Source organism: Stutzerimonas tarimensis, from assembly GCF_042648805.1.
GTDB lineage: Bacteria > Pseudomonadota > Gammaproteobacteria > Pseudomonadales > Pseudomonadaceae > Azomonas > Azomonas tarimensis.
Map to the genome: position 1 here is coordinate 12,198 of NZ_JBHRXZ010000003.1, position 14,812 is coordinate 27,009.

Below are 14,812 nucleotides of genomic sequence, written 5' to 3' on the forward strand. Positions count from 1 at the left end.
AACTACACTCGTACAGGCTGTGACCTGGCCCTTTCGTGAAGATTCAGCCCTGTTCCGGGGCTACCCAACTGACAGACGCACCGTAAAAAAGCAGAACCTCGGTGGGTCTTAGGGAGTCTGACCAGACATGACCGATCAACACGCTCCCCACGCGCCCGACGCTCGGCGCTGCAGTTTTTTCTTCGATGTCGACGGAACGCTGGCTGAGCTGCAGCCCCGTCCAGAGCAGGTGTTTATTCCCGCGTCCGCCATTGACGCCCTTGGCCAACTGCAGGCCGCCGGAGTTCCCGTTGCGGTAGTGTCGGGGCGTCCGATAGAGCAGCTTGATCAGTTGCTGTCGCCGCTTCAGTTGCCAGCGGCAGGAGTGCACGGAGCCGAGCGCCGTCACATCGATGGACAGACCAGCCTCCTGAACGTCGATCTCGAGCTGATGGCGCAGATCCGCCATGAGCTGGCCGATCAGTGTTCGCGTTTTCCCGGCCTGCGCCTCGAGAACAAGGGCATTGCCTTTGCGCTGCACTATCGTGAAGCGCCTGAGCTGCAGCCGAACGCCAGTGCCCTCGCGCAGGAATTTGCGACGCGCTACGAAGAGGCCCTGGTGCTGCAGCCGGGCAAGTGCGTGTATGAACTCAAACCGCGCGGTGCTAGCAAGGGAGAGGCGATCAGCGCGTTCTTGGAGGAGCCGCCCTTTGCCGGACGGCTACCTGTCTTCATCGGTGACGACCTCACCGACGAGGCCGGGTTTGGGGTAGTCAACCGGTTGGGCGGCCTGTCGATCAAGGTAGGCCAGGGCGATACTTTGGCCAATTGGCGTCTGGACTCCGTCAAGGATGTCCATCGTTGGTTGGCCGAAGTGCTCACGGCGCTTTTCGATCCCCCGCCCGCTTCTCACTTCTTACAAGAATCGAAGGGATCGCCATGAGCCGTCTAGTTGTGGTTTCTAATCGAGTCGCCCCCATCAAAGAGGGTAAGGTCGCGGCAGGTGGTCTGGCCGTGGGTGTCTATGATGCGTTGCGCCAGGCCGGTGGAATCTGGTTTGGCTGGAACGGGGAGGTGAACGCGCATCCACAGGTGCGTAGCGAAACGGTCGGGAATATCACCTATGTCACCCTTGCCCTGACGAAGCTTGATTACGATCAGTATTACCGGGGCTTTTCCAACGCGACGCTCTGGCCGATATTCCATTACCGCATCGACTTGGCTCGCTACAGCCGGGAGGAGTACGAGGGATACCGGCGCGTGAATGCCATGCTGGCCGAACAGCTCAAACCGCTGCTGAAACCCGATGACATTGTCTGGATTCACGACTATCACCTGATTCCCTTCGCTGAGGCCTGCAGGATGCAGGGCATTCGCAACCGGATCGGATTTTTTCTGCATATTCCGTTTCCGGCGCCCGAGATCCTGACCGCGATCCCGCCGCATAACGACCTGCTCAAGACGCTGTGCTATTACGACCTGATAGGATTTCAGACCGAAACCGACAAACTGGCGTTCCAGGACTACATCACCCGTGAGGTGCGCGGAGTCATAGAACGTGACGGCAGCCTGACCGCCTACGGGCAGAACTTCCGTGCCGGGGTGTACCCGATTGGCGTGGTGCCGGACGAGATTCGCCACGTCGCCGAATCCTATAAGATGCGGCGCCAGCTAGTGGGTCGCAACCGCGCGGGTGATCTTCGCAAGACCATCATCAGCGTCGACCGTCTGGACTACTCCAAGGGGCTGGTCGAGCGTTTTCATGCCTACGAGCAGTTTCTGGACCGCTTTCCCGAGCATCGGCGCAACGTCGAGTTCATCCAGATCGCGCCCACCTCGCGCTCGGATGTAAAGACCTATCAGGCCATTCGTCACCAGTTGGAGAGCGAGGCGGGGCATATCAACGGCCGCCTGGCCGATCTTGACTGGACGCCGCTGCACTATCTGAACAAGAGCCATGACCGTCGTGTACTGATGGGGTTGTTCCATCGCGCGGAGGTGGGCTTCGTCACTCCGTTGCGCGATGGCATGAACCTGGTTGCCAAGGAATATGTGGCCGCCCAGGACCCCGACAATCCCGGCGTGCTGGTGTTGTCCCGTTTCGCTGGCGCTGCCAGCGAGCTGACCTCGGCGCTGATCGTCAACCCATACGATTGTGTCGGCATGGCCGAGGCGCTGGACCGAGCCCTGCGCATGCCGCTGGCCGAGCGCAAGGACCGCTACGAGCACATGATGCGAGCTATCCGACGTTGCGATCTGGATGCCTGGCGGGATAACTTCCTGCGGGATCTCAAGGCGTTCAGTTCCCGACCGAAAATGGTAAAGCCTGACCGCGTTTTTGCTTCTTCCTGATCTGCATTATGCTTCGGGCGCCGCTTTCGCCGGCGCCCGCCTGCCGGGCGACGGCACTTCGCTTCGCCCAGACCGAGACGCCTCTTGAACAATCCTGACATATGCGTTGCGCAGCCCGCTCCGGCCCGGGCATTTCCCTGGCTGGCCTGGGCCGGCCTGCTGACTGCCGTGCTCTGCTGGAGCGGCAATGCGCTGGTCGCGAGGGCCTTTCACGAAGCCATTCCGCCATTCGCCCTGGCTTTCTGGCGCTGGAGCCTGGCGCTGGTGATCCTGCTTCCCCTCGCCGGCGTCAATGTCTGGCGCCACCGCGCTGCGTTTCGTCGTGCCGGATGGCGGTTGCTGGTGCTTGCGCTGTTCGCCATCACCAGTTTCAACACGCTGCTGTACCTGGCTGCGCAAAGTACCGAAGCCATCAATATTTCATTGCTCAACACCTGTCTGCCGCTGGTGGCGTTCATCGGTACCGGGGTACTGCTCGGCGAATGGCCTGCACGGCGGGCCTGGCTGGGCCTGCTGGTGGCGGCAGTTGGCTTGCTGTACCTGATCAGCCAGGGCAGTTGGGCGCGGCTCGCCTCGCTGCAATTCTTCGCCGGCGACCTGATCATGCTGTTGGCGATCAGCCTCTGGGCCTTGTACACCGTGCTGCTGAGGCGCTGGCACGGTTACCTGGAAATGCCGACCCTTGCGCTGCTGTGCGTGCTGATCGCGCTGGGTCTGCCGTTCCTGCTGCCGCTGTACCTTCTGGAATTGGCGCGCACCGGCGGCTTCGAGACCAGTCCGGCCAATCTCGGAGCCATCGCCTACACGGCGGTTTTCGCCTCGTTGCTGGCTTATCTTGGCTGGAATCGAGGCGTGCGGGCAGTCGGTGCTGCAAAGGCCTCGATGACCAATTACCTGATGCCATTGTTCACGGCCATTCTTGGCTGGATGCTGCTGGAGGAGTCACTGCAGGCGTTCCATTGGATCGGTGGTGGCTTCATCCTGCTGGGATTGTTGCTAACCTCGAAATTGGCTGGACGATAGCGCGGCAGGGTGATCGCGTCGTTGGCCCGCCTTGGGCGACTGCGTTAACATGCGCGCCAATCTATCTCTGACAAAAGGAGTTACCCATGGCCAGTAGAGGGGTGAACAAAGTCATCCTGCTCGGCAATGTCGGCGGCGATCCGGAAACCCGCTACCTGCCCAACGGCAATGCGGTGACGAACATCACCCTCGCCACTTCAGACAGCTGGAAGGACAAGCAGACCGGGCAGTTGCAGGAACGCACCGAATGGCACCGCGTGGTGTTTTTTGGCAAGGTCGCGGAGATCGCTGGCGAGTACCTGCGCAAGGGTTCCCAAGTGTACGTCGAGGGCCGGCTGCAGACCCGCAAGTGGCAGGACCAAGGTGGCCAGGACCGCTATACCACCGAGATCGTGGTGGATATGGGTGGCAGCATGCAGCTGCTCGGCGGGCGTGGCGGCAGCGATGATGCGCCGCGCCAGAGCCAGCAGCCGCGTCCGCAGCGTGAGCCGCGCCAGCAGCCTCCACGCCAGCAGCCGGCGGCGCAACAGCCTGCACCGGACTACGACAGCTTCGACGACGACATCCCGTTCTAGGTCGAACGCCTTCGGGCGAGGTTGCATCGCTGCCCACCGACCCCGGCCTCGAAAGAGCGCCGGGGTTTTTCATGGATAGAACCGGGGCGGAGTCGGTCTGACCGTCAGCAGCCGTTTCACGGGTCCCCGGGCCGCTGCGGCCCCTTGGCGCCTGGCTAAAGGAGTATGCCAATGGGTTCCTCCAGCGAATCCCTGCGTGACGCGCTTTCCCAGCAGGACGACCAGGCCGTACGGCTGGCCGTCAACGAGTTGCGCCCGGCCGATCTGGCCGACTATGTGCACCACGATGGGCTCTCGGGGCAGGGCATCCTCGAGCTGCTTGATCCAGTGCGCGGTAAACCTCGCCCCTCAGGGCGGGGAAGGATAGCGCGGACGGCGTAGCCGTCCCCGGTTTTGCCTTTAATGAGGCGTCTGCTGCTGTTCGATGTACTGGCGGATGACTTCGATGGGCGCACCTCCGCAGCTGCCGGCGAAGTAGCTGGGCGACCACAGCGCGCCGCCCCACAGCTTTTTGCGGATGCTGGGGTAATTTTTCCTGCGGATCATGCGACTGGAGACGCCTTTCAGGCTGTTCACGAGGTTGGAGATGGCCACCTTCGGCGGATAGTTCACCAGCAGGTGCACATGGTCATCCTCGCCATCGAACTCAACCAGTTCCGCTTCAAAGTCGGCGCATACGCTGGCGAAGACGACGCGAAGGTCGTCGAGAATGGCTTGGGTGAAGACCTCGCGCCGATATTTCGTCACGAAGACCAAGTGGACATGCATCAGGAAGACGCAGTGTCTACCGCGTCTGATATCGTTTTCAAGGCTCATAGACCAAGAGTATAGTGCTGGGCATGCAGCGACTCCAAGCCTTCAAATACGAACTGATGCCGACCGGCGAGCAGCAGATGCGCCGCTTCGCCGGCTCGTGCCGGTTCGTATTCAATGGGGCCGTTCGGGGCGGGGCGGACTCGCCCTGGTGGTGGCGTTGAGCATGGTCATCGTGGTGATCGCCGGTAGCCTCATCGGCATGTGCCTGCCGTTCCTGCTTAGTCGCCTGAAGCTGGACCCTGCCACCGCCTCAGCGCCGGTGGTGACCTCCATGGCCGATGCCTGCGGGGTGCTGGTGTATTTCGGGATTGCCACCGCTGTGCTTGGACTACCGGTATGATCGTGCCGTGCTCGTGCAGACGAACGAACAGTGTCTGAAACGGTCAATTGGAGCGGTCCGGTCGCAGCGGTTTCGCTTGCTCTGAATCGTCCGGGCCGACGTATCAACCTGTAATGGATATCCACCGATGGATTGGCTGCAGATAGTTGTACTGGCGATCGTCCAGGGCGTCACCGAATTTCTTCCCGTCTCGAGCTCCGCCCACCTCATCCTCGTTCCTGTGCTCACCGACTGGGACGACCAGGGTCTGGCCTTCGATGTGGCGCTGCACCTCGGCAGCCTTGCCGCTGTCCTGATCTATTTCCGTCATGACATTTTCAACATGACCGGCAGTTGGGTGCGTTCTGTGACCACGCGTCAGCTTGACGCAGACGCCCGGCTCGCCTGGGGAGTGATCCTGGCGACCATCCCGGTGGGCCTGGCCGCGCTGCTGTTCAGGGATGTGATCGAAACCGTCCTGCGTTCGCCCGTCTGGATTTCGATGGGCCTGATCATCTTTGGCCTGCTGCTGGGCTGGGCCGACTGGCGCCACCGCGGCGCTCGCGAGGTCCAGGGGATGAATTGGAAGGACATTATGCTGATCGGTCTGGCCCAGGCGTTGGCCCTGTTCCCCGGGGTTTCGCGTTCGGGGGTGACCATGACCGCGGCGCTGATGCTTGGCCTGTCCCGAGAAGCCTCGGCGCGCTTTTCCTTCCTGCTGTCGATCCCGGTGATCGTCCTCGCCTGCGCGCTGGAGAGCTATGGCCTGGCGCGTGCCGAGGAAGCGGTTGACTGGGGCGCGATGATTGCCGGCGTGGTGCTCTCGGGCATCAGTGCCTACCTGTGCATCCATTACTTTCTGGTGTTCATCAAGCGCATCGGCATGCAGCCGTTCGTGATCTACCGAATCATCCTGGGCATCGCCTTGCTGTGGATTTTCTACTAGACCTGACCTGACAGGCCGGCCTCAGCAATGCCGGTCGTCCGGTTCGCTGCCAGCAGGGCGTTGTTGCCCATCGGCCCTGCCACCGAGGTGCCAGCCCAGCACGCCCCATAGCGCGGCACAGGCCGCGCCCACCAGGGCGGGCAGCCAGGCGCCATGCCCGAGCATATCGAGCAGCGCTTTGGCCCAGCCGCTGAGCGCGTCACCGCCGCGATAGACCACGGTATCGATGAAGTTCTTTGCCTTGTACTTGCTTTCGGCATCCAGTGGCGCGAAGAGCATCTCCCGGCCTGGGCGGACGAAGGCGTACTCACCGATGCGGCGGACGATCATCAGTCCGGCCAGCACCGCGAAGGTCGGAACCAGTGCCAGCCCGATGAAGCCGACGCACATGAGAATGGGCACAACGGCCAAAAGGGGACGAATACCCAGATGCTGGGCCACACGACCGGTCAGGAAGAGTTGTGACAGCAGCGCGCCGGCCTGTACCACGAAGTCGATGGTGCCAAACACCCGGATCTGCTGTGCCCGGTCAGGAAACAGTTCGGCCACCAGGCGCGCCTGCTCGAAATAGAGGAAGGTACTGACGGTCGCCAGCAGAATGACAAAAGCGGTGATGCCCATCAGATATCGCGACCCTAGCACCCGGGTCAGCCCACTGAACGGGTTGCCTGGCACAGGCTTGTGCGTGGGTTCGCTGGGCGGCGCGCCTGGCCGGCCGGCGCCCCCCAGCGCTCGCCAGCTCATCAGGTGGCGCTTGAGCAATAGCGCAGCGCCCAACAACGCCGCGGCCAGCAATATCAGCCCGGCCTCGCTCACCAACTCCACCAGCAGCGCGCTCAACGCCGGGCCGGTCAGGCCACCGACACTCGCCCCAGCAGCGATAAAAGCGAACAGCCGTTTGGCCTGGCGCGAATCGAACACATCCGCCATCAGGCTCCAGGCCACCGACACCACGAACAGGTTGTAGACCGAGATCCAGATATAGAAGACGCGGGCAAGCCAGGGATTGTCGCCTTGGGCAACAAAAAGTGCAGAAAACAACAAGAGGTTGAGGCAGAAGAAACCGTACACCCAGTCCACGAAATGTGCCCGCGCCACCCTCGAGCTGAGCCAGGCAAACAGCGGCACCGCCAGCAGCATGACCACGAAGGTGCCGGTAAACAGCCACTGAAGATTCTCCACCCCCGCGGCGATGCCCATCGACTCGCGGATCGGTCGCAGCATGAAATAGCCGGCGAACAGACAGAAAAACAAACCGAAGCCGGACAGCGCGGCGGCCACTTCACCTGGCCTGGCGTTGATCAGGCCCGCCAGATGCGTGGATCGCGTGGATCCACCTGGGATCAACGGAACATCCGGTCGATCTGCTCGCGCTGGGCTGCGTCAGGCAAGGGGCCACGCCCTGCCATGAGATTGTCGAGCATATAGCGGGGATTCGACGTAGCGGGAATGATCGCCGTGACCGCCGGCTCGGCCAGGATGAATTTCAGCATCAGTTGCGCCCAGGATGTGGCGCCCAGCTCCTCGGCGAAGCCGGGCAAGGGCTCGTCGCGCACCTTGTCGAACAACTCACCGCGCAGGAAGGGGCGATTGATCAGGGTGGCGATCCCGTTGTCGCGGCAGTAGGGAAGCAGTTGCTTTTCTGCGTTGCGCGAGGCCACCGAGTAATTGAACTGGACAAAGTCCACCGGCTCTTCCTTCAGCACCTCGAGTAGGGCGCCGTGGGCCGAGTCGAGGTAATGGGTAACGCCGACATAGCGTATCCGGCCTTCCTGCTTGAGTTCGCGCAGATAGGCGAGATGATTGGCGGTGTCCTGCAGGTTGTGTACCTGGATCAGGTCGATCTGGTCGGTGCCAAGTACCTCGAAGCTCGTCTCCACCTGCTTCTGGCCCGCAGCCTGGCCCATGGTGGAAATCTTGGTCGCGTAAAAGATCTGCTCGCCGACCTCGAGCCTCCTGGCCAGCTCGCCGGTGACCCGCTCGGCATTGCCGTAGCTCGGCGAGGTGTCGATCAGCGAAGCACCACCTTCGGTGAAGTGACGCATGACCTGCAGCAGGGGTTGCAGGGGTTCGTCGGTCAGGGGGACGTTGAAGGTCCGAGAGGTTCCCAGCCCTATAACCGGAAGCTGTTCCCCGGTTGATGGAATCGGTCGCTGGAGCAAGTCCTGTTCGGCGCCCCAGCCGGTGGCCGGATAGAGCGAGGCCATGGCTGCCAGCGTGGCCATGTGCTGGAGAAACTGTCGACGCGTCTGCATGAATCCTCCTGATGCTGCCTGAAAGCCAGCCCTGAGTATGACAGCTTGTCGACGAGATGCCCGGCGATCGCTCCGGGCTCTCGGGTTCTGCTCCCGGTCAGCCCTTGAGCTTGAGCGTGACCTGGGCCACATGCCTGCCCTGATAACGGGCAATGGCCAGTTCGCGATCGTCAGGCTGGCGCGAGCCGTCGCCACCGGCGATGGTCGAGGCCCCGTAAGGCGTGCCGCCGCTGTTGCTGGAGATATCAAAGAACTCCGGCGTGCCATAGCCCAGGGGCACGATGATCATTCCGTGGTGGGCGAGGGTGGTCCAGCTGGTGGTGATGGTCATTTCCTGACCTCCCCCGGTGCCGGTCGAGGTGAACACGCTGGCAACCTTGCCGGAGAGAGCGCCCTTGACCCAGAGCCCGCCGGTCTGGTCGAGGAAATTGCGCATCTGGCCGGACATGTTGCCGAAGCGGGTCGGCGTGCCGATGATGATGCCGTCATAGTCGGCCAGTTCCGCCGGGGTCGCGACCGGCGCGGTCAGTGCCTTGCCTCCGGCGGCCTTGAAGGCTTCTTCAGGCATCGTCTCTGGAACGCGTTTGACGGTCACCTCGACGCCTTCGACTTCGCGGGCGCCTGCGGCTACCGTCTCGGCCATGGTTTCGATGTGGCCATACATGGAGTGGAACAGCACGAGTATCTTGACCATAGGGTCCTCCTGTTGAAGATGCGCGGATTCGATGAACGTCGATGCACTGGTCTGGCCCTGTGGCCAGTCGACGATGTCTTGTGACCCTCGACGGCGACATGCTGGTTCCATTTTCTCGATGAAGCGAACCAATTATCCGAAGGCACCGATCGGTCGCCTCGATAGATGTCTCGAGGCGGTGCGGGTGAAGCCTGTGCGGCAGCGGCAGCGGGTGGCGCTTGCGGTGTACGGTTGTAGTCCGGCGGGCTTTCTTCTTACACTGCGGCACTTGGCCGATCGCGGCGGGCCACAAGACATGCAGCCGCAGAACCTCAAGGACCTTTCCAGCGATGCGTATGCGCCTGATGCTGTTGGGTGGTGGTAATGCCCTGGGTCAGGCGCTGATTCGCCTCGGAGCCGAGGAAGACATCGGGTTTCTCGCGCCGCGCCCCCCGACGCAGGGCTGGGACGTGCCCAGTCTGACCCAGTTGCTGGACGAGCAGCGTCCCGATGTGGTGATCAACCTGGCCTATTATTACGATTGGTTCCAGGCCGGGCGCGCGGACCCGGTGCGGCTGGCGAGCCAGGAGCTGGCAGTGGAGCGCCTTGCGGAGCTCTGCCAGCACTATGGTCTGATCCTCCTGCAACCCTCGAGCTACCGCGTGTTCGATGGCAGCCGCACCACGGCCTACAGTGAAAAGGACGAAACGGCGCCACTCGACCTGCGTGGCCAGCTGCTCTGGCGTACCGAGCAGAGCGTGCGCGCTCGTTGTCCCCGCCATGTCATGCTGCGTTTCGGCTGGTTGCTCGATGACAGTGCCGATGGTCTGCTTGGTCGTTTCCTGCAGCGGCTCGAGGGCGAGGACGAACTGGTGCTGGCGGACGACCGGCGCAGCAACCCGACGTTGGTGGACGATGCGGCGCGGGTGATTCTGTCGGTGCTGAAGCAGCTCGATTGTCAGGCGCCTCTATGGGGTACCTACCATTACGGTGGACATGAGGCGGCCACACCGCTGGTGGTCGGGCAGGCAATTCTCAGCGAGGCGCAACATTTCCGCCGGCCCCTGACTCAGACGCTGGTGGCGCGTGGCCACGCCGCGCTGGCCGATGCCGCCAGCGAGCCGCAGCACGGTGTGCTGGCTTGCAAGAAGATCTTCAATACCTTCGGCATCAAGCCGCGCGCCTGGCGTGCCGGATTGCCAAGTCTCCTGGATCGATACTACCGACATGCCTGATTCCCCGATCCTTGTCACCGGTGGCGCCGGCTTCATCGGCTCCACTCTGGTCGACGCGCTGCTGGCGCGCGGCTGCGCGGTGCGCGTGCTGGACAATCTGTCGACAGGCAAGCGCGCCAACCTGCCTGAGCATCCGCGGCTGGAATTGCGCGTCGGCGACGTGGCCGATAGCGAGCTCGCGCGCGAGGCGGTACGGGGCTGCCGTGCAGTGGTCCATCTCGCCGCGGTCGCCTCGGTCCAGGCGTCGGTGGAGGACCCGCTGGGTACCCACCGGAGCAACCTGATAGGCACCCTGAACCTGTGCGAAGCCATGCGCAATGAGGGAGTGAAGCGGGTGGTGTTCGCCTCCAGTGCCGCAGTCTACGGCAACAATGGCGAGGGCCGAGCCGTCGGCGAAAACACACCTGCTGCGCCCCTGACGCCTTATGCGGTGGACAAGCTGGCCAGCGAGCACTATCTGGATTTCTACCGCCGCCAGCATGGCCTGGAGCCGGCGGTGTTCCGCTTCTTCAACATCTATGGGCCGCGCCAGGATCCTTCTTCGCCATATTCAGGCGTGATCAGTATCTTCGCCGAACGGGCCCGCAGCGGCTTGCCGATCACCGTATTCGGCGATGGCGAGCAGACCCGGGACTTCGTTTTCGTGGCTGATCTGGTTGCAGTGCTGGTCCAGGCCCTGGAAGCGCCAACCCTGGAAGCGGGGCCGGTGAATCTGGGGCTCGGGCAGTCCGTCAGCCTGAACCAGTTGCTGTCGGCTGTGGGCGAGCTGTTGGGACCCCTTCCGCCTGTAACTTACCTGGCGGCGCGAGCTGGCGATATCAGGCATTCGCGCGCGGACAACCGGCGACTGCTGCAGCGCTTCCAACTCGCAGCGCCGATGCCGATGAAAGAGGGGCTTGCGCGTCTGATGGCGCTGTCGGGACCGTGAATTGTCCGTTTCAGGACAAATCGCAGGCATGAAAAAAAGGCGCTGAGGAGGCGCCTTTTTTCCGCGCGGGCGGTTCGATCAGAACTTGTAGCCCAGACCGACCATGTAGACCCATGGCTTGACGTCTACGTCTACCCGGGCACGTACGCCCAGACCGTCATGATCGACGTAAGCCTGGGTGTCGATATCGATGTAGCGAACCTGGGCGTTGAGCATGATCTGGTCGGTCAGCATGTAGTCCATGCCCACCTGGGCGGCCCAGCCCCAGGAGTTCTTGACACGGAAATTGCTGAAGCCAGCGTCGCGGGCGCCGCTGCTGACGCTCTCGTCGAAGAACCAGGTGTAGTTGATGCCGGCGCCCACATAGGGTTGGAAGGCCGATCCGCTCTGCATGGGGTAGTACACGGCGCTCAGGGTTGGCGGCAGGTGTTTCAGCGAGCCCAGCTTACCGTTGGCGGCCCCAAGGGCAGCGTTCTTGATGCCAACGCTATGGCTGAACGGGGTGGCGGCCAGCAGCTCGATACCGACGTGGTCAGTCACCATGTACGCGAAGTTCAGGCCCAGCTGGGTGTCGCTGTCCAGTGTCGCCTTGCCGCCCAGGTTGACGCCTGCCAGTGCGCCGCGGTCGACCAGGACGCCAGAGGTGCTCTCGCGGGGATCGACGGTAATCGCACCGGCGCGAAGGATGAGGTCGCCCGCCTGGTGAGCCTGGGCGAAGGGGGCGGCCAGAGCCAAGGTCAGCAGGGAAGCATTGAACAGGGTCTTGCGCATAATGATGCTCCATCGATGCGTTCGAAATGCGACGTTGCAGATCGACGTTGTACTGAATGTGACAGCTGCGATCTTAGGGAGCTTCGGCCGGACGATCTTGACTTGGCTCAATAAACGAAACCGGTCTGGCTTGGGGTTTTGATCCAGCGCAAATTTTCCGGCAGTCAGCGTGATGTCGCCGCGACAGGGTTGCTTTTGTATCAAGATGCTGTTGATAATGTTTCTCGTTAAACATATCGTTGTTGCCGAAAGGATTCCTTCATGGCCCTTTTCACCCCGCGGGCGTTGTTTGGCGCGGCGCTTTCGAGCAGCGCGCTGGCCTTTACGCTATCGCTGCATGCCGCTCCGCTTGACGAGGCCTTGAGCGAAAGCCAGCGCCTGGCCGAGCAGGCCAGATCCTCTCAGGCTCGCGTCGAGCAACTCGACGACGAAGCGCGCCGGATGCTCGAGGAGTACCGCAGTGCGATTCAGCAGAGCGAGGCGCTCAAGGCCTACAACGAGCAACTGCGCCAGTTGACCGAGGCCCAGCGCAAGGAGCTCGAGGGTTATCAGCGCCAGCTCGACGGCATCGAGCGGACCCAGGAAGCGGTGGCCCCGCTCATGGGGCGGATGGTGGAGGTGCTGGAGGAATTCATCGCGGCTGACCTGCCGTTCCTGCCGCACGAGCGCGGTGATCGTCTGTTGACCCTGCAGGAGTTGCTGCCCCGTGCGGACGTCAGCCTGGCGGAGAAGTACAGGCGTATCCTCGAGGCGTATCAGATCGAAAGCGATTACGGGCGTACGCTCGAAGCCTGGCGCGGCCAGCTCGAGGGAGAGGAGGGCGCGCGCAGCGTCGAGTTCCTGCGACTGGGCCGCGTCATGCTCTATTACCAGACCCTCGATGCCCATGAAAGCGGCTGGTGGAATCCCCAGTCCCAGAGCTGGCAAGTGCTCGACGGCTCAGCGCGTCGCCCCATCACCCAGGCGATTGCCATCGCTCGCCAGCAACAGGCGCCCGTGTTGCTGAACCTTCCAGTCAAGACCCTTGCCCAGCAGGAGCGTGACCAATGATCCGGCTGACGTGTCTTGTCCTGCTCGGACTGCTGCCGGCACTCGCCCAGGCGGCCGAACCCCTGACGCCCGACCAGTTGCTGCAACGCATCCGCAGCGAGCGCGCTGCCGAAGTCTCGGCCATGGCCGAGCGCGAACAGGCGTTCTTGCAGAACCACAGCGAACAGGCCCGGCTGCTGGCCGAAGCCAGGCAGGCGCTGGCCACCCAGCAGGCTGAATCCGAGCGGCTCAAGGCTGAGTTCGACCGGCAGGAAAGCGAGCTGGGCGAGCAGGAACAACTACTCGCCCAGCGGGTAGGCCATCTGGGTGAGCTGTTCGGGGTGGTCCGCCAGAGCGCCGGTGACATCGCCGGTCAATGGCGCGACAGTCTGCTGAACGTGCAGTATCGCGAGCGCCTGCAACGGCTCACCGCGCTGGCGGAAAGCCGGGCCTTGCCATCGGCAGAGAACCTCGACGATTTCTGGATGACCCTGCTCGAAGACCTGGCCGCCAGTGGCCGTGTCGAGCAGGTCACGCTGCCGGTGGTGGCCAGCGACGGTCGCCGCACCGAAACCCCGGTGTTGCGGGTCGGGGCCTTTTCTGCCTTCGCCGGCAATACCTTCCTGCGCTACGACGCCGACACCGGCGAGCTCCTGGCGCCGCCCCGGCAGCCGGGCGGTGCCGGTCAGGTCGAGGACTACCGGCGCAGCAGCGCGGCCCTTGCCGCCCTGCCGATGGATCCCACCCGCGGTACCCTGCTGGCGCAGTTGCAGCGTCAGCCCATGCTCTGGGATCGCATCCAGCAAGGGGGGCTGGTGGGGTGGGTAATTCTCGCCCTGGGGTTCGTCGGTCTGGCCCTGGCCGTCGTGCGGCTGGTCTATCTGGCCGGTGTCCAGCGCAAGGTTTCCAGCCAGGCGCAAGCGTTGGCGACTCCGCGCGATGACAACCCGCTCGGCCGGGTGATCGGTGTGCTCGGTCCGCAGCCTCAGTTGTCGGACCTGGAAACTCTCGAACTCAAGCTCGACGAAGCGATCCTGCAGGAAACCCCGCCGCTGGAGCGCGGCCAAGGGCTGCTCAAGCTGCTCGCGGCGGTGGCGCCGCTGCTTGGCCTGCTGGGTACCGTGACCGGCATGATCGTCACCTTCCAGGCGATCACCCAGGCGGGCGGGGGCGATTCGCGATTGATGGCCGATGGCATCTCGCAGGCGCTGGTCACCACAGTGCTCGGCCTGGTCGTGGCAATACCGCTGCTGTTCCTGCACAGCCTCCTGGCCAGCCGCAGCAAGGCGCTGATCCAGCTGCTGGAGCAACAGAGTGCCGGGCTGATGGCGCTGCATCTGTCAGGAACGTCCCGTCGTGACTGACTTGCGCGCCTTTGGCCTGGTCCTGGTCGATGGCGGCTATGCGCTGCTCGACTTCATGGCTGCCGGGGGCGTGGTGATGTGGGCACTGGCGGTGCTCTGCGTGGCCTACTGGACGCTGGTGTTCGAGCGGCTCTGGTTCATGCGCCGGGTCTTTCCCCGCTGGGCAGCCGCGCGTCGCCAGACCTGGGAGCGGCTGCACCCGCTTTCCGGAGGCTGGCAGCGTTCGGTGCGCAGCCTCTGGCTGGCCGAGGCACGCCAGCAACTGGCCGCGCCACTGCGTTTTGGCAAGGCGCTGGTAACGCTTTACCCGCTGTTCGGCCTGCTCGGCACCGTGACCGGAATGATTGCCGTGTTCGACGTGCTGTCCTTGAGCGGCACGGGAAATCCCAGGGGCATGGCCGCTGGCGTGTGGCAGGCCACCCTGCCGACCATGGCCGGGATGGTGCTGGCTATCAGCGGCCTCTTCAGCCTGGCCCATCTCGAGCGGATCGCTCATCGGTCTCTCGAGCGGCTGGCTGACCAGCTGCGTCATGATTGAGGAATAGCC

The 14,812-nt window shown here is 63.2% G+C and carries 18 protein-coding genes; 13 read left to right on the forward strand and 5 right to left on the reverse strand.

Annotated features, from left to right (window positions below; genetic code table 11):
- Nucleotides 1-127: 127 nt before the first annotated feature.
- The 5 genes from otsB (at nucleotide 128) to ACFOMF_RS01970 (ending at nucleotide 4,310) form a co-directional block, all read left to right on the forward strand.
- Nucleotides 128-922 (forward strand): trehalose-phosphatase, encoded by a 795-nt coding sequence (otsB, locus tag ACFOMF_RS01950; protein ID WP_386360691.1) that lies wholly within the window; start codon nucleotides 128-130, stop codon nucleotides 920-922.
- Nucleotides 919-2,331, forward strand: coding sequence for an alpha,alpha-trehalose-phosphate synthase (UDP-forming) (gene otsA, locus ACFOMF_RS01955; protein ID WP_386360692.1), 1,413 nt, complete (start codon nucleotides 919-921; stop codon nucleotides 2,329-2,331). The genes otsB and otsA overlap by 4 nt, the downstream gene beginning before the upstream one ends.
- Before the next feature lie 84 nt (nucleotides 2,332-2,415).
- A complete protein-coding gene (locus ACFOMF_RS01960) occupies nucleotides 2,416-3,354 on the forward strand; it encodes a DMT family transporter (protein WP_386360694.1) in 939 nt (312 codons plus the stop codon).
- Between the two features lie 86 nt (nucleotides 3,355-3,440).
- Nucleotides 3,441-3,929, forward strand: coding sequence for a single-stranded DNA-binding protein (gene ssb, locus ACFOMF_RS01965; RefSeq protein ID WP_386360696.1), 489 nt, complete (start codon nucleotides 3,441-3,443; stop codon nucleotides 3,927-3,929).
- A 171-nt stretch (nucleotides 3,930-4,100) separates the two neighbouring features.
- On the forward strand, nucleotides 4,101-4,310 hold the full coding sequence (locus ACFOMF_RS01970) for a hypothetical protein (protein ID WP_386360697.1): 210 nt from the start codon (nucleotides 4,101-4,103) through the stop codon (nucleotides 4,308-4,310).
- 18 nt (nucleotides 4,311-4,328) lie between these two features.
- Here the strand turns inward: ACFOMF_RS01970 and tnpA are convergent, their stop codons facing one another.
- A complete protein-coding gene (gene tnpA, locus ACFOMF_RS01975) occupies nucleotides 4,329-4,745 on the reverse strand; it encodes an IS200/IS605 family transposase (protein ID WP_386360699.1) in 417 nt (138 codons plus the stop codon).
- A 23-nt stretch (nucleotides 4,746-4,768) separates the two neighbouring features.
- On the opposite strand from tnpA, the gene ACFOMF_RS01980 reads away from it, so the two are divergent.
- From ACFOMF_RS01980 to ACFOMF_RS01990, 3 genes are all read left to right on the forward strand, one after another.
- On the forward strand, nucleotides 4,769-4,906 hold the full coding sequence (locus ACFOMF_RS01980) for a helix-turn-helix domain-containing protein (protein ID WP_386360701.1): 138 nt from the start codon (nucleotides 4,769-4,771) through the stop codon (nucleotides 4,904-4,906).
- Nucleotides 4,907-4,908: 2 nt separating this feature from the next.
- A complete protein-coding gene (locus ACFOMF_RS01985) occupies nucleotides 4,909-5,085 on the forward strand; it encodes a magnesium transporter (protein WP_386361010.1) in 177 nt (58 codons plus the stop codon).
- A gap of 127 nt (nucleotides 5,086-5,212) precedes the next feature.
- Nucleotides 5,213-6,010, forward strand: a complete 798-nt coding sequence (locus ACFOMF_RS01990; protein ID WP_386360703.1) for an undecaprenyl-diphosphate phosphatase — start codon at nucleotides 5,213-5,215, stop codon at nucleotides 6,008-6,010.
- A 21-nt stretch (nucleotides 6,011-6,031) separates the two neighbouring features.
- Here ACFOMF_RS01990 and ACFOMF_RS01995 read toward each other — a convergent pair whose 3' ends face one another.
- From ACFOMF_RS01995 to wrbA, 3 genes are all read right to left on the reverse strand, one after another.
- Complete coding sequence (locus tag ACFOMF_RS01995; protein WP_386360705.1) at nucleotides 6,032-7,357, reverse strand: NTP/NDP exchange transporter; 1,326 nt, start codon at nucleotides 7,355-7,357, stop codon at nucleotides 6,032-6,034.
- The gene (locus ACFOMF_RS02000) at nucleotides 7,354-8,265 is read right to left on the reverse strand and encodes an aldo/keto reductase (RefSeq protein WP_386360707.1); all 912 of its coding nucleotides are present in this window, start codon (nucleotides 8,263-8,265) and stop codon (nucleotides 7,354-7,356) included. The genes ACFOMF_RS01995 and ACFOMF_RS02000 overlap by 4 nt, the downstream gene beginning before the upstream one ends.
- Nucleotides 8,266-8,362: 97 nt before the next feature.
- On the reverse strand, nucleotides 8,363-8,959 hold the full coding sequence (gene wrbA / locus ACFOMF_RS02005; RefSeq protein ID WP_386360709.1) for an NAD(P)H:quinone oxidoreductase: 597 nt from the start codon (nucleotides 8,957-8,959) through the stop codon (nucleotides 8,363-8,365).
- A 329-nt stretch (nucleotides 8,960-9,288) separates the two neighbouring features.
- Here wrbA and ACFOMF_RS02010 point away from each other — a divergent pair, with 329 nt between their 5' ends.
- Both ACFOMF_RS02010 and ACFOMF_RS02015 read left to right on the forward strand, forming a co-directional pair.
- Nucleotides 9,289-10,173, forward strand: a complete 885-nt coding sequence (locus ACFOMF_RS02010; RefSeq protein ID WP_386360711.1) for a sugar nucleotide-binding protein — start codon at nucleotides 9,289-9,291, stop codon at nucleotides 10,171-10,173.
- A complete protein-coding gene (locus ACFOMF_RS02015; RefSeq protein ID WP_386360713.1) occupies nucleotides 10,166-11,101 on the forward strand; it encodes an NAD-dependent epimerase/dehydratase family protein in 936 nt (311 codons plus the stop codon). The genes ACFOMF_RS02010 and ACFOMF_RS02015 overlap by 8 nt, the downstream gene beginning before the upstream one ends.
- A 78-nt stretch (nucleotides 11,102-11,179) precedes the next feature.
- Here ACFOMF_RS02015 and ACFOMF_RS02020 read toward each other — a convergent pair whose 3' ends face one another.
- Nucleotides 11,180-11,872, reverse strand: a complete 693-nt coding sequence (locus tag ACFOMF_RS02020; RefSeq protein ID WP_386360715.1) for an OmpW/AlkL family protein — start codon at nucleotides 11,870-11,872, stop codon at nucleotides 11,180-11,182.
- Between the two features lie 261 nt (nucleotides 11,873-12,133).
- Between ACFOMF_RS02020 and ACFOMF_RS02025 the strand changes: the two genes are divergently transcribed.
- The 3 genes from ACFOMF_RS02025 to ACFOMF_RS02035 are packed head-to-tail and all read left to right on the forward strand — an operon-like array spanning nucleotide 12,134 to nucleotide 14,803.
- Nucleotides 12,134-12,922 (forward strand): DUF3450 domain-containing protein, encoded by a 789-nt coding sequence (locus tag ACFOMF_RS02025; RefSeq protein WP_386360717.1) that lies wholly within the window; start codon nucleotides 12,134-12,136, stop codon nucleotides 12,920-12,922.
- Nucleotides 12,919-14,265, forward strand: coding sequence for a MotA/TolQ/ExbB proton channel family protein (locus ACFOMF_RS02030; protein WP_386360719.1), 1,347 nt, complete (start codon nucleotides 12,919-12,921; stop codon nucleotides 14,263-14,265). Before ACFOMF_RS02025 ends, ACFOMF_RS02030 begins: the two co-directional genes overlap by 4 nt.
- Nucleotides 14,258-14,803: a MotA/TolQ/ExbB proton channel family protein gene (locus tag ACFOMF_RS02035; protein WP_386360721.1), complete on the forward strand. Its 546-nt coding sequence runs from the start codon at nucleotides 14,258-14,260 to the stop codon at nucleotides 14,801-14,803. Before ACFOMF_RS02030 ends, ACFOMF_RS02035 begins: the two co-directional genes overlap by 8 nt.
- Nucleotides 14,804-14,812: the final 9 nt, after the last annotated feature.